Origin of the sequence: Streptosporangium sp. NPDC000239, from assembly GCF_040300765.1 — a bacterium.
GTDB lineage: Bacteria > Actinomycetota > Actinomycetes > Streptosporangiales > Streptosporangiaceae > Streptosporangium.
In genome coordinates, this window is sequence record NZ_JBEPEI010000003.1 from 251,857 (window position 1) to 269,480 (window position 17,624).

At 70.8% G+C, this 17,624-nt stretch carries 8 protein-coding genes; 1 reads left to right on the forward strand and 7 read right to left on the reverse strand.

All coding sequences use genetic code 11. The features are described from left to right. Positions 1-372: 372 nt before the first annotated feature. The 7 genes from ABT340_RS10365 to ABT340_RS10395 all read right to left on the reverse strand — a co-directional run bounded on the left by ABT340_RS10365 (position 373) and on the right by ABT340_RS10395 (position 15,913). On the reverse strand, positions 373-1,140 hold the full coding sequence (locus ABT340_RS10365) for a DeoR/GlpR family DNA-binding transcription regulator (protein WP_352010399.1): 768 nt from the start codon (positions 1,138-1,140) through the stop codon (positions 373-375). 210 nt (positions 1,141-1,350) lie between these two features. Then, positions 1,351-1,494 carry an Lsr2 family DNA-binding protein gene (locus tag ABT340_RS10370; RefSeq protein ID WP_352010400.1) on the reverse strand — a complete coding sequence of 48 codons (144 nt, stop codon included), beginning with the start codon at positions 1,492-1,494 and terminating at the stop codon, positions 1,351-1,353. Positions 1,495-1,521: 27 nt separating this feature from the next. Then, positions 1,522-6,018: a PDDEXK-like endonuclease domain-containing protein gene (locus ABT340_RS10375; protein WP_352010401.1), complete on the reverse strand. Its 4,497-nt coding sequence runs from the start codon at positions 6,016-6,018 to the stop codon at positions 1,522-1,524. A 206-nt stretch (positions 6,019-6,224) separates the two neighbouring features. Further along, entirely contained in the window at positions 6,225-9,281 is a 3,057-nt protein-coding gene (locus tag ABT340_RS10380) for a pPIWI_RE module domain-containing protein (protein ID WP_352010402.1), read from the reverse strand. A gap of 24 nt (positions 9,282-9,305) precedes the next feature. Further along, positions 9,306-12,974 (reverse strand): pPIWI_RE_Z domain-containing protein, encoded by a 3,669-nt coding sequence (locus ABT340_RS10385; RefSeq protein ID WP_352010403.1) that lies wholly within the window; start codon positions 12,972-12,974, stop codon positions 9,306-9,308. Continuing rightward, a complete protein-coding gene (locus tag ABT340_RS10390; RefSeq protein ID WP_352010404.1) occupies positions 12,967-14,151 on the reverse strand; it encodes a pPIWI_RE_Y domain-containing protein in 1,185 nt (394 codons plus the stop codon). The genes ABT340_RS10385 and ABT340_RS10390 overlap by 8 nt, the downstream gene beginning before the upstream one ends. Positions 14,152-14,212: 61 nt before the next feature. Further along, positions 14,213-15,913 carry a PD-(D/E)XK nuclease family protein gene (locus ABT340_RS10395; RefSeq protein WP_352010405.1) on the reverse strand — a complete coding sequence of 567 codons (1,701 nt, stop codon included), beginning with the start codon at positions 15,911-15,913 and terminating at the stop codon, positions 14,213-14,215. Between the two features lie 199 nt (positions 15,914-16,112). Here ABT340_RS10395 and ABT340_RS10400 point away from each other — a divergent pair, with 199 nt between their 5' ends. Further along, the gene (locus ABT340_RS10400) at positions 16,113-17,615 is read left to right on the forward strand and encodes a serine/threonine-protein kinase (RefSeq protein WP_352010406.1); all 1,503 of its coding nucleotides are present in this window, start codon (positions 16,113-16,115) and stop codon (positions 17,613-17,615) included. Positions 17,616-17,624: the final 9 nt, after the last annotated feature.

A 17,624-nucleotide genomic window follows, 5' to 3' on the forward strand; every position in this document is an offset into this window, starting at 1 on the left:
TTTTCGGTCTTGAGCTCCTTCGACATGGGACCCGTTTTGTGGATCTCTATGCCTGCTGTGGTCGCCCATACTTCGTTATGGGCTCCTTCTCCGCCTCGCGGCGCGTCCACCTGGACGATCCGTGCTACGGCGAAGGCCCGCAAGCAGGCCCAGGGCTCTCCGGGACTCGGACTTTCCTGGGTCTCAGGCTTTCCGGGTCTCAGGTTTTTCTGGGTTTCAGGCTTTTTTGGGTCTTTCAGGTCTTTCTGGGTCTCAGGTCGCGGGACCTGGCGTCTGGGCCGTTTTGGCGTCTTGCCGTACGGCCTCAGGCCTTCTCGGTTCGCGGTCTCGCGGTTCTCGGGGCTCTCGAAGGTCCCGCGGGTCTTGTGGCTCTCACGGCAGGACGACCACCCCGCCTCCGCGGGTGACGGCGTCTCGAATGCTCGGTGGTGGCTCGGTCTCCGTGACAAGTCCGGCGAACTCCTCGATACCCGCGACACGATGCCGGGCGATCCTGCCGAACTTGCTCGAATCGGCCAGCACGAAGGAGCGGGCGGCGTTGCCGTGGATCGTCCGGCGCACGGCGATCTCGTCCAGGTAGTAGTCGGTCAGCCCGGCGACGGCGTCCACGCCTCCCGAGCCGAGGAAGGCGACATCCGGGTTCAGGTCGGCGAAGAAGGCCTGCGCCAGGGAGTTCGACAGTGCGAGGTCACCACTCCTGAGCCGGCCCCCGGAGACGAGGACCTCGACGCCGGGGCGCTCGGAGAGCTCGGCGGCGACCAGGAGGGAACACGTGGCCACGGTCCCGGTGAAGTCGAGCGGCAGGGCACGGGCCACGTCCACGGCGGTGGTCCCCACGTCGATCACGATCGTCTGGCCCGGCCGTACGAGCGCAGCCGCGGCCTGGCCGATGTGCCGCTTTGCCTCGGCGGCGGTCCCGGTCCGCTCGGTGAAGGGCGCCTCCTCCCCGGAGGAGCGCCCCGAGGCGACCGTCGCCCCGCCGTGCACCCGCGCCAGCCTGCCCTGACGTTCCAGCAGGACGAGGTCGCGTCGGATCGTCTCCACGGAGACCTTCAGCTCACGCGCCAGCTCCTCGGTGCTGACGACCCGGGAGGCCCGCAACGCCTCTCCGATCCGCGAGTGCCGCTCAGCGGGCAGCATGGCTGCCCGCTTCTGTGGATTTCTGTGCCTCCATGACGGGAAGTATGGTTCGCTGTGGTTTAAAGGTCAATGCAGAAGATTGAGACAAAAGAACTTTTTGTCCAAATCTTCACCAATGTGGGGTGGTTTGCAGGCTGTGGGGAGATGCGTGACCGGTGGTGGCCGTGTTCATGGTCATGGTGGTCGGAGCGCCGTCACGCCGACGGCGGACTACTGTCCTCCCGGTGCGTGCGCGTCCCGGTACGCCATGATCCCGTGCTCGGGAAGACGCCCTCGGCCGCTGACGTCGTGACCGTGGGCGCGGGCCCAGGTGCGGACCTGCGCCCCCGTCACCTCGGTCAGTGGTTCGTCCACGTCGTCGGAGCCGTCGTCGAGCCCGCCTCAGCCCTCACCGTCCGGCAGAGGCATGGCGCTCCACGACGAGAGCGTGTTGTCCTCCCCAACGGTCACCTCACCGGGGAGGATTCCCCTGCGGTCGAGTTCGGCCCAGAGCGATTCCATCGCCGCCGCCGGATCGAAGTAGAACTCGCTTTCACGGACGCGCCAGAAGCGCCAGCCCGCACGTTTGAGCTCGCGTTCTCGATCGAGATCCGCCTCCCGCTGCTCGGGAGTGCCGTGCCAGAAGTCCCCGTCGCACTCGACGGCGAGACGCCCCCTGGCGCCGCTCACCACGAGGTCGATGCGGCGGCCGTTGACCTCCACTTGCGGGACGACGTGGTAGCCGCGCTCGCGGATGCGCAGGAAGACCCGCTGTTCGAAGAGCGAGTCGAAGTCCGGGTGGGAATCGTCGGCGGTGACATCGCCCAACTGGGCCGTGAGCGGTGTCGTGGGCGGGTTCAGCATGTAGGTGAGCAACGACCTGCGAAGGCACATCGGGGACAGCAGGTCGGGACTGACGGAGTGGAACAGCCACATCTGGTCCCTGGCCCGTGAGGCGGCCACGTTGAACCTGCGCTGCCACTCGGTGCTCGTCACCGCCGAACGCCTCTCGGCGATCACCATCGACAGGAACACCACGTCGCGCTCGTCGCCCTGGAAGTCGGGGGGCGTGCCGACCCGCAGCCGTCGTCTCTCCCAGTCCTTCGGATCCATCCGGTCCAGCAGCAGATCGTGGATGAGCTGAACCTGCGCCGAACCCTGCAGCACCACCACGCCGAAGGTCCTGCCCTGATAGGCGGGATCCTCCTCGCAGGCCAGGATCCGCTCCACGATCGCCTCGGCCTCCACCTTGTTGCGCAGCCGGTTCGTGGTCCCCTCGTTCCACGCGCCCTGGACGCGGACCACCCGCAGGGGAGGCAGACGGTCGGCGCCGAACTGCCGCAGCGGAACCAGCGGCTCGTCGGCGTAGAACTGCCGCGAGGAGAAGTCGATGATCTCCGGCATGCAGCGGAAGTGCTCCTTGAGCCGCAGGACCGAACCGAACCTCGTCGCCAGCAGGTCGAACAGGCTCGACTTCGGGGTGAAGGCGTCCCGCAGGTAGGCGGGCATGTCCGGGAGATAGGTCAGCAACTTCGCGAAGATCGGCTCCAGTTCGCCGTGGCTCACGGTGGAGGGCGCGCACTGCTTGTCGTCGCCGACGACGATGACGCGGGGCGCCAGCCAGAGCAGGAAGAGCGCCTCGATGCTCGCCTGGCTGGCCTCGTCGACGATCACGACGTCGAAGGAGTCGCGGACGGGCGGGATCGTCTCCAGCACCTGCTGGAGCGGCATGATCCAGGCGGGGACGGCTCCGCGGGCGTGCGCCATCGCCTCACGGGCGAGTGCCTGGAACTTGCCGGCGTACCGTCCGGTGCCCTTGCCCAGCTTGCCGATGTGGTCCTGGTAGGCGCGCAGCGCCGTCGTCTGACGGGAGGTAATCCTGCCCAGCGCGGCCTGCCAGGCCTGTTCGGCGGCGAGTTCGGCGGTCAGCCGCATCTCCCGCGCGGTCGCGGACTCCAGCTCGCCCTCCAACCGCTGTTCGAGGCCGGGCTGACGCTGCCCGGTGAAGAACGTCTTCGCCCTGGCCCAGGCCCAGGCCCGGTCCCAGGTGGAGAAACAGGACTGCCGCGCGCCCGCCTCCACCAGAAGCCTGAGCAGCGCCGGATGGGCATCGCGGACCCGGCCGGAGAGCTCGTCGCAGCGCCGCTGCTCGGCCTGCTGGCGCCGGGCGTCCACCAGGGCGGCGAGACACCGTTCGTACAGGGCGCTGTCCCGTACGGCCACCGCCCGGACCGCCTCGGTCAGCTCGGGAGCGGGGGTGCCGAGCCGGGCCGCCTGCTGGAGTGCCGCGCACAGTTCGTTCAGCGCCACGGTGGCCTGCTCGGCCTCGACGCTCAGCCGTACGGCACGCAGAGCCGTCACATACGACAGCCACTCCGCGTGGTTCCGCAGTCCGATACGCGCCCCTGCCTCGACGAGCAGCCGGGTCGTCTCCGCCACCGCGGACATGACCTGACGTATCCGGTACAGCCGGTCGAAGGCGTCGCCGAGCTGGGCCACGGTGCGTTGGAGGGGCTGGTCGTGCGGGAACTCCACCCCCACCAGCCGCCAGCCACGCAGCAACTCCTCGACCACGGCCCGGCTCTCGAAGTCGGTGATGACCAGCGACAGGAGTTCGGCATTGGAGGGCGTGATCCCGTCCACCGCCGTGCCCACCAGCCACGGCTCGGCCTGCTTCTGTACGGCGGGCCTGAACAGACCGCGTTTGAGCTGGTTGCCCGCGGCGAGATGGTCGCGCAGCGCCCGCATGGACTGGATGTAGGCACCCTTCGCGCCCGGCGAGTCCAGGGGCGGGTGGTCGACCGAGCGGAAACCGACCGAGCGGACCGTCTCCTGGGCCAGGGTGAGACGGTCGGTGTAGGCGGAGAGCTGTTCCCAGACGGCGGACTCACGGCCGCTCAGGCCGTCCGCCAGGGCTCGGACAATCCACTCGGGCGAGTCCGCGGAGGTGTCCTCGGACAGGCCGAGCTGGTGAAGGAGGAGATCGACGTCGGCAGCGACCGCCTCCAGACGGGCGATCGCGGGGAGCGGGAGGTGCTCAAGGCGCCTGGATGTCTCTGTCTGGGCCCGCTGAGCCATGTTCTGCGCGGCGGACTCGACCGCGATCAGATCCTTGATCTTCTCTGTGCCGGGCAGCCCGGAGACGTCGGGGACGCTCTGGGAGAGCCGCGCCCGGCGCTCCGGAGTCTGCCCGGAGAGCAGGGTGATGAGCTCCGCGGCCTCGCCCACGGTGATCGGGGGTGTGAAGGGCGCCGAGGCCGGGAGCGGCACCGGCATCCAGGCGCAGTCGGCCTCCTCCCGCGTCAGCCGCCGGGCCACCTCGGAGAGGGTGCCCGAGTAACCGGCCGAGATCTCGGGATGGCGGTAGGTCTCCGACTCCCGCAGCGCCCGGATGCGCTCGGTCAGCGTGACGGTCGCGCGGCGGGCGGAGTCGAGCCGGTGGCGCTTCTCGGTGATGTCTCTCGCCTGCCTGGCCGGGTCGAAGGAGGAGAAGCGGTTCGACAGCGCCTTCACGCCGCCTTCGAGCTCCGCGGAGCCGCCGCGGCCGAGGTCGGTCATGGACACGCACAGTTTGGCGATCTCCGGGGGCAGTTTGTCGCGCAGGACACGCAGCGCCTGCGCCTTCTGGCTGGTGACCAGCACCCGCTGCCCTTGGGCGAGCAGCGCCGACACCAGGTTGGCGATGCTGTGGGTCTTGCCCGTTCCCGGAGGGCCCTGGACGATGACGCCGTTGTCCGCGCCCAGGCGCGTCATGATCGTGCGCTGTTCGGGGTTGGCGGGGAGCGGGAACAGCGGGTTTCGTCCGAGGACGTCACCCGCCACGACATCCCCCTCCCGCAGGAAGGCCGCGCGTTCCGCCGGTTCGAGGGAGTCGACGAGCTGCGCCAGGCCCAGGGGCGCCCGGGCGTCGGATCCGGTCAGCGAGGAGATCATCTTGTCGTAGTAGGAGATCAGCGAGCCCTGGTCCCGCCTGCGTAGCACCAGTGCCGGCGCGGGCCGTACCTCCGCGAGCTTGACGGCCGCGTCGCCGGGAGCCCAGTCGGGCAGGTATCTGGGCCGGGGCTCGATCTCCAGGCCGCGGTCACACCATGACTCCAGCAGTTCGGTCACGCCGTCGTGCAGACCGACGCCCTCTCCCTCCCTGACGCGCCTGCGGAGGTGGTCGGTCCGCTGCGGAGCGAACCCCGCGAGGTCGGCCAGCAGCTCACGGTCCTGCAGGGCGGAGGCCGTCTCGCCCAGCACGACCTCCACCCGCTCGGTGTGCGGGTCGACCCTCAGGTGGAGGCGGGTCGCGATCAGGTGGTTGCGGACGCGGACGCCACCGGGGGCCGTCCAGGACAGCAGGCCGGTCGCCAGCACCAGCTCCCACTCGTCGTCGGCCTGGCCGAGCTGGATGGAGATCGAGTAGAGGTCGCGATGCCAGCATTGCCGCCGTGCGGGCTCCCGTTCCCGGTCGGCCCAGGCCCGCCACAGGGGAAGCCAGTCGCCGTACGCCTCCACCACGTCGGGCCGATCCGCCTGGTTCTCCCAGCGGGAGACCGGATGGCCGTGCTCGTCGGTCTCCTGGATGCGTCGAGGACCGTTCTCCGAGAGCGCGGGGACGTCCCGTTCCGGATCCGGGAGGTCGTCCTGCCGCAGCCAGCCGTGCAGCACCTCCGGGGGAGCCGGATGCGCGGTGATCCGGACGGGGTCGACGGAGAAGAGGACCTCCCCGTGCCCGGCGGAGCGGTTCGGCTCGATCGTGTCCGGCAGGTTCACCAGCCAGAGGGTCTGGTCGTGGTCGCGCAGGTCCCGGACCGGGACGCGGCGGGCAGCCGCAAGATCGCGAAGGAACTCCACCAGTCGCGTGGTGGAGTCGACGAGACGGGGATCGCGGGCCCGGGACTGCTGTATGCTCACGCGGCTCTCTTTCTCCTTCTGGTCGTCCACACGGGGCGGAAGCCGTTCGACGGCGAACTCCGAAGGTCCCTGCCTGTGACAGGCGAGATGCTAGTGGCCACAAGATCTGCGGAGTTGGAACGTTCCCGTAATGAGATCCATTTCCGGTTTCACCGCTAAGCGGGGAGAAGTTCGGTCACTCTCCCCGCCCGGTGTGCCATCGAGGATCAGCCGAAAAGCGCAAGTTGCCGCTCAAGATCCGGCGCCTTCACGAAGTCCGAGGCGGCGACCAGTTCGGGATCAGGATCCGAGGACTCGTCCGTGACGGACGCCGTCTCCTCTCCCAGCAGTCCTTCGAGGTCGTCGGCGGGCGACGAAGCGGTGGACGCGTCGTCCTCGTCGGCGACGGTGGGCAGCACGTACTGCTGCGCCAGGGCCGCCAAGTGGAGCGGCAACGGCAGAGAGAGCGAGTCCAGATAGTCGGGGGCCTGACGCAGCTGGTGCACCGCGAGGGCCAGTGCCTCTGGGCGGTCGCCCTCGTCCGCTTCGAAGGGCTCCGGATGGCACCCCATGACGGTGATCTCCATGAGGGCCGGGTTCCAGGCCGGTACGCCGGTGTCGATGGTCAGCTCGCCTTTGCGTTTTCCCTGGCGCAGTGGGCGAGGAGCGAGCTTGTCGGCTTCGACCGCGGAGGCGCGGAAGGTGGCCGCCTTGTCGGTGGTGCTGTAGAAGACCCGCTCGGAGGCCGCGACAGGGGTGACGGACTCGGCCCACAGGCCGGCGGCGAGCCCGTTGACCCCCGACGGGTTGTCGATCCCCCACCACTGAGGGGTCTCGCGTCCGGCCGCGCCGCGTACCCGCACCAGCCGCAGATCCGGATCGAGTCGACCGGCGGGCGCGTGACCGGTTCTGATCAGGTCCGCTACGGCCTGGCCGTCCTGGAGCCACGGCCAGTGCGACCGGCTGTTCTGGGAATGCGTGAGAAGCAGGGTGGGGTGTCCGCGCAGCGAACGGATCATCCGCTGGAGGTAACGAGCCGTCTTCCTGCGCTGTTCCTCCATGCTCTCCCGCCGGACCCGGTGGGTGACCCGGTGCGGAGTTCCCTCCTCCTCCGGCTCGACGTCCTTGACGTCAGGCGTGGGACCGTCCCCGACTCCGGCGTCACGGAGCTCGGCGAGCTCGGTCAGCCGGATCAGGAACGTGGGGTACGGAACCCAGGCACCCAGGTTCGGGTCCCAGCCGCTGATCACGGCCTGGCCCGATCCCGGCCTTCCGGGACTGACCAGGACGGCGACCGGAACGTGCCGTGGCAACCGGGTGGGGCCGTCGGCCCGGCGCTTGACCATCCACACTGCCGCGTAGCGGAGCCCCGCGGGCAGCAGGCCGTCCAGAGTGTGTTCGGGGACGACCCGCACGCCGAGCTGGCGGAGCCCGTCCAGCCAGCCGGAGCGCGCCCTGTGCTCCACGTCCTTTTCGGAGTTGTAGCCTCTGGCCTTCCTGGGAACGGCGGTGAACTGAGTGACCACTCCGGCGTCGGCACAGCCCAGCCGCAGGGCGAACTTGGGGTCGTGGAGAGGTGTCGTGAAGTCGGTGCGGCGGTCGATCTCGACCAGAGCGAGGGCGGGGCCGTCCGGATCGGCGCCGTCGGCGGTCAGGAAGGCGGCGACGGTGGCCCGGCGGACGGCGATGGCCTCGGCCAGGGCCTCCCTCTTACGCCGGATCGCCGGGTCGATGCCGAGGGAGTCGGCGAGCCCACCCGTCAGGGGCAGGCAGCGGAGCCGGACGGAGAGTTCGTGGGTGTCCCACCGCAGAATCACGGGACTGCCGGGCGTGGCCGTGTCGAAGACCTCCGGTCCGGGACGGCCGCCGTCGCCCGGTAAGGCGAGGACTCCGGCGAGGGCCGCGATGGCGGTGTCTCGCATGAGGGCGCTCTGCCACAGCAGGCGGATCTCCACGACCGGGATGCCGCCGGAGTCCGTCTCACCGGTGATCGCCCGTACGGCGACCGCCAGGGAGGCCCGGCGGGCGTGCGCGGCCCGGACCTCCTCGGCTTTCTTGGCCTCTCCCTGGAGCTTGGGCCGGGGGTTGGCGGGGGTGTGCGAGGAGAGTCTGCTGCGTCTGAGGTCGGGAACGCGTACCAGCTCCTCGGGCAGGGCCTGCTCGGCCCATTCGACGAGCTGTGAGCGCTGGTTCGGCATCAGGCCCGCCCCGACTTCGTGCGCGCCCATGTGCGTGCTGTGGACCACGGCGGCCCGCACCCCGGGCCCTTCACCGATCCACCGTTCTGGCGTGGTGAGCAGGTCCGCGGGATCGGGGAAGGTAAGGCCGAGGGCGAGATCTCTGAGGATTCCCGCGGGGCCGTTCTCCCTCCAGCCATGAGCCTTCGTGCCGCGGTCCCGGGTGAGCCGGGCCACCGCGTAACGGTCACTGGCGGGGGCACCGGGAAGCCACGGCACGGGTGGCAGCAGATAGACCGAGGTGTCGCGGCGGAAGGGCATGCGCAGCTGGCCGTCGCCACCCGGGTGGGTCGCCCAGCGCCGTACCCCGGTGTGGAGGTGCAGCCTGGACCGCGCGGAGAAGGGAACGGTGTGCAGGGAGATGGCGAGGACCACGGAGAACCACCAGACGCCGCCGTTCTTGGCGATGTGCGGGAGGGGCTGGGACATCAGCTCCGCCCCCTGCTGGCGTGGACCGCGCGGTACGGCTCGGAACCGCAGCAGGCCGGCCCCCGTGTCGTAGGGGTCCAGGTCCAGGACACGCCGCGCCAGGTGGTCGGTGGCGAGCTGAAACTGTCTGCCGGCCGGGATCGCGGTGCCTCCGTCGGTGCGGGCACAGCCCAGCAGGTCCACCTCGACCTCCCGCCAGCGCGGTGGATCGGCGCGCAGCTCGGCCACGGTCTCGGCGATCTGCCGGACGGGAACCGTTCCCGGGCGCAGGTTTCGCACCCAGGCGGTGACGAGCCGCTCGAAGGCCGGTTCCGGCAGCGGGTGGGGACGGTCGGCCGGAGCGTACAGCCAGAAGTCCTCGGCGGAGCCCTGCCTGTCCGCCCCCCTCCCGCGGACCACGAGATCGGGCGCGAGGCTCTGCAGGACTCCGTCCATACGGTAGGTGGGAACGGTGCGGTACGGCTCCGCCTCCGGCCCCCGCCCAGCGTTGCACAGCGCGAGCAGGCTGTCGCGCCAGTGCTCGGGAAAGGGAAGCGCGCGGTAACGACCGGTCAGGAGCGCCGCGTCGGAAGCGAGGACATAGGCGGCGCGGCGGATCTTGTCATAGGTGAATCCCATGAGGGCTCCAGGATGAGGGCGGGGTCAGGGGCGGGTGAGACCGGTGGACATGCCGCACAGCGCGTCGTACAGCGGCTGGTACAGCATCCGGACAAGGGCGGGGTCGGCCGGGTCGGCGAAGAGCGCTGGATCGGTCGTCTCGTCGAAGTAGGGGGCGAGGACGGCCCGCAACCCGGCCAGCAGACCGTCTCCGGGACCGCCGGGGCGGGCGGAGGACGCAGCGACGACACCGGGCGCGGTGGCCGCCGCGTGTTTGGGGGCGAATCTGGCGTCGACGAAGACCACCCTGGCCGGGACGCCCCCGCGCACCAGGCGCCCGATGACCTGCCAGATCGTCACCAGCTGGTCCCACGCGAAGGATCGTTTCTCCTCGGGACTCAGCCGGGAGTAGACGTAACGGCGCGACAGCAGCCTGCGCCACGCGCCTCGGGCCTCGTGCCGGAAGGCGAGTCCCGCCGCGTCGAGGTCACCGGCCTTGGTGACCAGTTCGCCGAAGGTGGCACGGCCCAGGCCGGGATGGTCGCGGACGAACCTGGCCGTCCAGTCGTTGATCGCGAAGACCGCCAGCGACAGGTCGTCGGGCCGGGGATGCGGGCGAGCGAGGAACAGCACGGTACCGAACGCCGCCTCGCGCCGCGTGTTGAGGATGTTGTGCCCGCGTTCGATCGCCATCAGCGGGGCGACGAGCAACTCGGCGTCCGGATCCTCGGCGAAGGAGGCCAGGTCCCCCCGGCGTACGGCGGCGGCGTGGCCGCGGCCGTCCGAGCCGAGGCCGCCACCCCGCACGGCCTGCTCCAGGTCGGCGTCGTCCGCGGCGAGCACCCGGACCCGGCCGCGCCAGCGCTCCATCTCTTGCAGCATGTCCGCCGCGGCGCCCGCCTCCCGGTAACTGCCCACCAGAAGCAGGGCCCGGCGCCGGTTGTCGTCGCCGATCTGGGTGAGCTCCTGTTCGAGCGGGCTGGGGAGCCCGCCTCGGCCGGGACGGCCCAGACGTGCGATCATCCGGCGCAGCACCGCCGGGCGCACGCTCGGGTCCTGACCCGACAGGCTCAGCGGGGTGTTGTCGTCGTCATAGAGGAAGTGCGTGCGGAAGACGGTGTCCCTGACGGCGGTCAGAGCACGGGCGTCAGGCTTGAGGATCGCTCTGACAGGTGCCAGGACATGAGCGCGGGTGGAGGTTCCTGCCCAGCTCGTGCCCGACATCAACAGCACGTGGGGCCCGTGACGCCCGACGGTGGGGTCGGCGCCCAGGCCGGGCAGGGACAGCAGCAGTTCCCGTCCGACCCCGGCGCAGCGGAAGAACCGCAGCGTGCCGCTGTAGCGGCCCTCGGGGTCGCGCTCCCCCTCCTCCGGGAGGTACTGGAAGCCGATGACGTTGCCCATGGGGGCCTCGGGAACGACCGGCACGTAGTCGAGCGGCGGGCGTCTGGAGAGTTCGTTGTCGGTCGAGTCGAGGTTGAGCGCGGCCTCGACCTGCGGCCACAGGAAGGTGAGCCGGTCGAGCCGCTGGTGTAGCGCGGCGAGCAGGAGCGTGAATTCGAGCCGTTTGGCGGTGCGTTCATACCAGGCCGGCGTTCCGGGCGTGTCGGCCGGATCAGGGACGTCGGCGTCCCGGGGAGCCGGAGGCGGCAGGGAGCCGTCCAGGAGTGGTGAGCCCTCCAGAAGCAGGTCCAGGACCGCGCGGACCCGCTGCCGGGTGCCCTTCTCGTTCAGGGTGTGCATCAGGTCGTGAGTGGCCTGGACGAGCCGGTCGGCGTCCGTTCCGTACGGCCCGCGGTCCCCGAGCGGATCGTCACGGAACCGGTCGAGGACGGTGGTCACCTGCTGCCGGCGGTCGGCCCACGGGACGGTCTCCCGGGACGCGGGCGGTGACGTGGTCTCCGGAGGGAGGAGGCGCTCGTCGTCCTCGTAGAGATCCACCTCGTCCGGTGCGTTCTCCGCGACTCCTGAGGCCGTGCCGGGGAGCGGATACCAGGTGGAGACCAGTTTGTCCTGCAGCGTCCAGGCGCTGAAGTACTCGATCTGGGCCCAGCCGCGCAGGTCCCCGTCGTTCATCAGCATCGCGTACAGCCGGTCGGTGGCGGCGCTCACCACGGTGAGCGAGACCGCCCAGCGTTCGACGTCGCGTTCGGACAGGGGAAGGCGTCCCTGCCTGGCCAGTTCGTCGATCTTGTGAGTGTGGAGCCTGTCCAGCCATGACTCCGGCCCCCTGGTCACCAGGGTCGCCGACGGGGCGAACATGGTGTCCAGCTGCATCTGCACCCGGTCGGCCTCGTCCACGATCACGATGTCGCTGCGCAGGCAGGCCAGCTCCAGGTAGCGCAGCCGTTCCTCGTTGAGGTGCCGCGGCACGGAGGTCTGTACGAGGCTGGCCGGGTTCGCGACCCAGATCAGGGCGTCGACCAAGTCCCGGGCGGCGCCGTGCCGAGGGCAGGCGCTCCAGATCGGGCAGCCGTGCTCGCGGCCGAGACGTTCCGGACGGTCATCGTCCTGGACAGGAGGGCGGGCCTGGTAAGGATCGGGTGGCAAGGTGGTGCCGGAGTCACGTTCGGTCGTCTTCGGGGCTGGATACAGGGCGGTGCACGGCGCGTCGGCGTAGCGCAGCGGTTCGGCGGCCTCGTTGCCGCGCAGGGCGTCTACCACACAGGCCGTGCTCAGATCGTCGAACCCCGGATCGTCGTGGGTCAGCAGGGAGCCGGGAACACGGGCGGCGAGGCGGCGGTGCAGCCGCTGCACGTGAGTCTCCCTGGTGGTCGGGCCCAGCACCGGGGCCGCGGCCAGTCCGAGGTCTCGGAAGAGCGCGGTGAGCGTGAGCTGCTCGGCGACGTCGCCGACCACCAGAGTGGTGCGCCTGCCCTGCCGGGCGGACCAGACCGCGATCAGCGACATCAGGGTGCTCTTACCCGCCCCGACCATGCCGACCAGATGGAACAGCCCGCCGAGGTCGAGTGCCTCGGCGCGGGTGAAGCCATGACCGTCGGGGGTGCGGACGTCCAGCTCCAGGTTGGCCAGGCGCCGCTCCCAGCCGCCGGGCCGCAGGTCGTGTCGCCGCTCGGTCTCGTCCATCCAACGGGCGGTGTCGGAGAGCTCCGCGAGCGACACGCGCAGCGGCCGGTTCCCCCGTACAGAGGCTCCGGCCAGGTCGTGCCCCGGCACGGGGGCGGGACGCGGGGTCTCGGGGAGGGTGACGGAGGTGATCCGGCGACGTTCGACGAACCGGGCGGGGCCGGGATCCGCCAGGGGCAGCTCACGACGCACCAGGTCGGGAAGGCCGTCGAGCGCGGTGTCGTACACCGCGAAACGGTCGACCACGACGACCGGGTTCGCCGGAAGGGCCGGGCTGTCCGCCGAGCGCAGCCGGTAACCGCGCAACCGGTCGGGGACCTCCCGGTATGCCTCCAGGCACTGCAACCACATCCGGCGCCGCCGCAGGGGCCACAGCAGGTGCCTGGCCGAGACCAGGAGTCTCTCCTGCTCCGGTCCTCCGACGAGCCCGCGGGCACGGGCGAAGGGGTAGCCGCCGAGCAGTGTCCACACCCCGTCGGCGGGGTGCTCGGGGGAGAGGCGCTCCATCAGGCGCAGCCCGAGTTCGACCTGGAACAGCAGGGACGGCCTGATCTCGCGCTCCTCCGGGGGCCAGACTCCGGCGAGCCCGGCGACGAGGGGCCGGTACCAGCTTTCCGCGTCACGCATCGAAGGCTCCGTTCGTGAAGATGGTGGAGAGGCGGGTGGCGGGACCGGTGTCCCCGCGCAGCCGGGCACGCGCGGCGGCGACCAGTTGCCGGTCGGTGAGCAGGGGAAGGCCGTCCGCGGCGGGCGTGCGGTTGCGGGTGTAGATCTCCAGGTAGTCAGGACGGGCCTCGACGCGGTGCCGGGGGACCACCCAGCAGGCCTCGTCGTAGGGCGGCTCGCGCCGTACGGCGGTGGCGGCCCGGCTGAGGAGGCCCGGATGGGCCCAGTCCTTGACGTCGACCGCCCACACCCAGCCGTCGGGGAAGGTGATCCGCAGGTCGTAGGCGTCGAAGCCGGGCCACATCTCGACGGGTAGCCGCAGCGCCCTGAGCTCTCTCTCCAAGTCGACCTCCGCCCGCCCCGGGCCGGTGACGAACTCCCGGAGCGGACGCCTGAGCTGCGACAGGGCGCCGACCTCGTCGATGTGCAGTCTCCATCCCGCGGGCGGCTGCCCCTGGCGGCGGCAGCGGTCACGCTCGCACCACCAGCCGCCGTCGGTGAGGGGGACGAGCAGCGTCAGGCAGCGGGCACAGGTGACATACACGCCGTCGCGGCAAAAGCCGGCCGGGACGCGGTCGTAGATCTGCCCGATGAGCTCGCGGACCGGTTCGAGGGCCAGGTCCGTGGCGACCTCGAACATGTCGTTGCCGGTCAGGACGGGTCTTTCCACCAGCAGGCGGCGGAAGGCGGTGTAGGACTCGGGGGCCTCGTTCTCCCGGCACAGCCGCATCGCCCAGCGGATCACGGTGCGGTCGTACTGCTCCGCCGCGCTGTCACGGGCGCGGACCCACCACTCGTGGCACAGCTGGGTCGGCGTGGCCGAGTCGGGGTCGACGAGGAAGTCGTCCGGGCCGAAGGCGTCCTGCGGCAGGTCCAGGGGCCAGTCCTCGATCGGCCGGGTGCGGCACCAAGCGAGCAGCTCGGGCAGGCTCGCGGGGGGCTGGGCGCCCCGCAGCAGGCAGGCGAGCACCGTGCGGTCCAGGGCGCGTTGCGCCTCGGCGGGATAGGGCAGGGTGAAGGACTCCAGGTCGGTGATCTCGGAGAGCCGGACGACGGCGGTGGCGATCGTGTGCAGCAGCGTGACCCCGCTGTGCGCGGACCAGTCCGCGAGGGACGGGGGAGGCTGGGATGAGGACATGACGCTCTCCTGGGACTTCCTTTGGTGGGGGTTGCGCGGGATCAGGCCAGGAAGGAGGGGATCAGCGGGACGGAGGCGGTGACGCGGCGAGGTGCTCGCGACCCGGTCGGCACCAGTCGAGGGCCTCGCAGCCTTCGCAATGCCTGCCGGGGGCCGGCTCATAGGAGCCGTCCCGCTGCCAGGGGGCGGCCAGCTCGGAGATCACGGCGCGGGCCTCGTCGACGACGGCGGGAAGGCCGGGGTCCAGCTCTTCCAGACCACAGCCGTCCGGGTACAGCATCTCCAGCTCGATCCGGGAGCGGCGGAGGTCCCCGCCGAGCACCCCCGAGGCCATCATGAGGACGGCGACGGCAAGCTGGGGGTAGGTGCGCATCAGCGACCTGCCCTCCCACAGGGGGGTGGCCTTGGTCTTCACCTCCCGCCAGATCCACCCGCCCGCGCGGGAGTGGACCAGATCCGGGGTGGCGACGACGACGAGGTCGAGCGCGGGGTCGTAGCAGACCAACTGGGGTTGCACACGTACCTGCTCGGCGGGGGCAAGGCCGTCCAGCGGGCACAGCGCCGCGTGCTCGGCGATCATGCGGGCTCCGAGCCGGGCCTCCTCCCCGGTGAGGACGTGACCTCCGGCGGACCACTCGTCCGGGTTCCCGGGGCCCCTCGTGTGCCGGCACGCCCGGCGGGGAACGGCGGAGTGCCGCTCGTTGAGCCACGCGTCGACGGCACGGCCCCGCAGGATCGCGCCGTTCTCCGGACGCGGCGACCTCAGCTTCAGCTGCCGGGTGAGATGGAAGTGGGCGGGACACTCCCCGTAGGACCGCAGGTCGCTGGCCGACACGCTGCGGCGGGGGCGCCGCCCGCCGGGGAGCGGGCCCAGCAGACCGGGTGCCCTGGGCAGCGCCGCGCACCCGCCCAGGGCCCTGCAGCCGACACAGCCGGAGCCGGGACGGCGCTCGGTGCCGTCCACCGCTCGGCCCAGGGCCGGTACGGTGTGCTCGGCGTAGTCCCGGCGGATCTCCTGCGGTTCCCCGTCGAACAGGACGACGCTGCCGCCGTCGCCGCACCCGACTCCCACCACCCGGATCCGCCGGGGGAAAGCCGTGCGGGCCGCGGACAGTCCCTCCACCGGCTGGTACGGCTTGCCGTACCCGGCCGCGCCGGGCACGCCGAACGCGACCGTGTGTGCCGCGGCCGCCACCTCCGCGCTGGAACGTTCCTCCCTGGCCGGGCCGAAGGACAGCAGCCACAGCTCCCGGACGCTCCCGTCGGCGGAGGCGTACCGGCGTCCCCACGCGGTCTGCTCGTAGCGCGTCGCGCCGCGCCGGTCGGGCTTCCCCAGACGCCTGATCACCACCCACTCGTCTTCCACGGGCAGGGTTCGCACCACCCCCTCGGCGTCTCCGGCCGCACGGGCGGCCAGATAGTGGGACACCGCGGCGGCGGTCCACTCGACCAGCCCGGGGTGGGCCGGAGGGCGGCCCTTCAACCGGAAGGCGCCCCGGGTCCGGCGGAGTTCCTCCAACGCCTGCGCGACCGGCCATTTTCGGTGTTCAATCAAATCGAGTGTGTCCATCAGCGGCTTCAGGGTGAAGCCCTGCAGCCTCTCGTAACGACGCGCCGGCTCGGGCTCCGCCCGGACCAGCGGGCGTGTCCTGACCGCGATCGCGATGGGACAGTCACGGACGTCCTCCCGGGTCGCGGGCAGGCCGGTACGCACGAGCGAGCCGTCACCGGCGGTGCCGGGCGGCGGAACCCAGTCGGACATCGGACCCCCTGTTCGGTCGGAGATGCGGTTGAGGCTCGCGTGACGAGACGACGACGAGCGCTCTTAGAAGAGCATCCTCTGTGAACTAAGTCAAGCGATGTATTTTCGAGCTTCGAGTTCACGATACACTTCTCGTGTCGTTACGCACGGCGACATGAGTGATACACGGGACATGTGTGAACATCGCCGGAAGGTGAACATGAAGCCTGGAGACATGCTGGGCGGCCGGTACCGATTGGTGGAACCTGTCGGCAAGGGCGGCATGGCCGAGGTCTGGAAGGCATGGGAGGACGAGGCGGCCCGTGAGGTCGCGATCAAGGTGGTCTGCCCGGCTCGCGACCTCGTCGGCCAGTGGATTGACACCGAGAACATGAACCAGGGGCGCCGGGAACTGCACGGCCGCTTCCGGCGGGAGGGGGAGATCCTGGCCGGCCTGAGTCACCCCGGCATTCCGGAACTGTATGGCAGGGGCACCCACGGAGACCGCCCCTACATCGCGATGCGGCTGGTGGACGGGAAGTCACTGCACCGCTTCCTGCTGACCCAGCGGCCGCTCACACGGCCCGTGGTGGTCGCGATCGCCTGGCAGATCGCCGACGCTCTCGCCTGCGCGCACGCGGCCGACCTCGTTCACCGCGATCTCAAACCGCACAACGTCCTCATCGACCGGGACGGCACCGCCGTCCTCATCGACTTCGGTATCGCTCTCCCCCTGCGGCCCGGCGTCACCCGCTACACGGAGCAGGGGGCGACGCTCGGCAGCAGGGGATACATGGCGCCCGAACAGATCAGGGAGGAGCCGCTCGGCCCGGCGACCGACGGCTACGCCTACGGGTGCGTGGCCTTCGAGCTGTTGACCGGCCGGCGGCCGTTCGAGGCGGAGACGGAGCTGAGCATCGTCCGCCAGCACCTGGAGAGCGTCCCGCCGTCGGCACAGGAGTTCGCCCCCTGGGTTCCGGACGACATCGCGGACCTCGTCGCGGGGCTTCTCGCCAAGAAACCGGATGATCGGCCCGACATTCGAACCGTCTTGGAGGTGTTGACGGCTCACCTCCCGGCTCCCGGAGATCCGGCCCCGGATCCCCGGGCCGACCCCGACCCGACACTCAGGTTCAGAGAACCGGACGGACCCTCCGCCACGGCCGCCAAGGCCGTGCGTCTCCCCATCACGGTCGCGCAGGTCGCCCGGTCACGTCGGGGAGGTGCCTGGATCAGCCGCCGGAGCATTGAGGACGCTCTGGCCGAGGTCGTCGGGGAACTGGCGGAGGGGCAGGCGGGTCCTGCGACGGAGCGCCTGGCCGGCATCCTTCCCGCCGCGCGGCGCCAGTTCGGCACCGATCCGCTGGTCATGGACGCGAGAACGGTGTGCGCCGACAGCCTGCGCGTCGCGGGGGAGTGCCTCAGGGCGGAAGACATCTACCGGCAGCAGGTCGACGACCTCGGCCGATCGGCGGATCCGCGGGATCAGGCCGGGAGATTGACCGCCCTGCTAAGGGTGGCCGAGTGCCGCATCCCGTCTGGAGAGATCGCCGCGGCCCTGGAAGGACTACGTACCGTGGTCGGCGTGGTCGGCACGCTGCCCGCCGGCCTCGCGGACCCGATCGTCGTGCACTGCGAGGAACTCGGCGTCGAACTGGACGAGCTGGGATTCGACGCGGAGGTGAACGAGATCCTCGCACCGCTCCGGCGCCGCGCCCCGTAACCGCCGGGC